Raw genomic sequence first — 1,075 nt, 5'->3', positions numbered from 1 at the left:
CTAACGCCCTGCTAAGGGGTGAGCAACGCAACACCGATGCTAAAGCATACCGCCTTAATCACTTAAACCAACGCATACTGAAAATGCCACGCGTTGCGAATCCCTCTTGAGCAGTTTGTTAGGTTATTATTTTCAATACTTTACACCGAAACCAAACTAACAACTACGCTATAAATTTGATACTTGAAGAGTGACTAAAAACTGACCTTGTTCCACTATTACGGAAACCTGTATTTCCTTGAACTAAACCAAAACCGCCCAGCGTGGAGACTCACGGAACTTCACACACTGACGCTCGGATTATCATTGCGTATTTCACACTCGCAAGCTGTTAATTAGTGCAAAACCAAAGCAAAAACACATAACTATTTTCATTGATACGTAACGGCAAACCAGTTTTCAAAAAAAGCTCAATGAATGCCTACTGCCCCAAAAAACTGAGCTTAGATTAGCCAAGAAAGTAATGGTGGGAAAGTCCACTGCCCGATTTTGATGCTAGTAACCTAACGCCCAATTAAGGTGTGAAGCACGCGACCACGGCACTTAATATGACCAACTCAATCACTAAACTTAACCCAAACCAAAAATGCCAAGCGTGCTGAATCACTCTTAAATTGTTTGTTAGCTTTTGTGCACTGTAATATCAGCATTAGTTAATTGAAACTTTTGCAGCAGCTGCATAGCCTTTCTAGAGACTAATAGTATCCCTTTTTCAGACACGCTAAAGTCATCTTTGTCGCTGTGTCCCGTTATTTGTAACCACGAGAAACGAGGTAAACAGCGCTCTGACTGTAATTCTTGAAACATATCAGAAGTTGATAGTTCCACTGCCTCAAGATTGTACCCAGACAACTTTGATGCAACTAATGTTGTCGCTAAATGTTCAGAAACTAAAAAGCACGGAAATGTTTCTAATAAATCATCACCCAGCCACCCATCAAACTCTAGGTGTAACTTTTCTACTATTGGCGGGTGTACATCAAAACGCCCTAAAGTATTTTTACCAAATCCCCCAGGGACTTCAGGTTCGATCAAATATTGACTCACCCCATTCTCCTATAGAAAGCTAACGCCC

General features: G+C 41.0%; 1 protein-coding gene. It reads right to left on the bottom strand.

The window, feature by feature from the left end; genetic code table 11:
• Positions 1-621 precede the first annotated feature (621 nt).
• A complete protein-coding gene (locus R7P67_RS26175; protein WP_262654371.1) occupies positions 622-1,047 on the bottom strand; it encodes a hypothetical protein in 426 nt (141 codons plus the stop codon).
• Positions 1,048-1,075 lie beyond the last annotated feature (28 nt).

This window comes from Vibrio sp. Vb0937, assembly GCF_033338855.1.
Note: the sequence above shows the minus strand (reverse complement) of the source record. Positions and strands in the feature narration are given on the sequence as shown.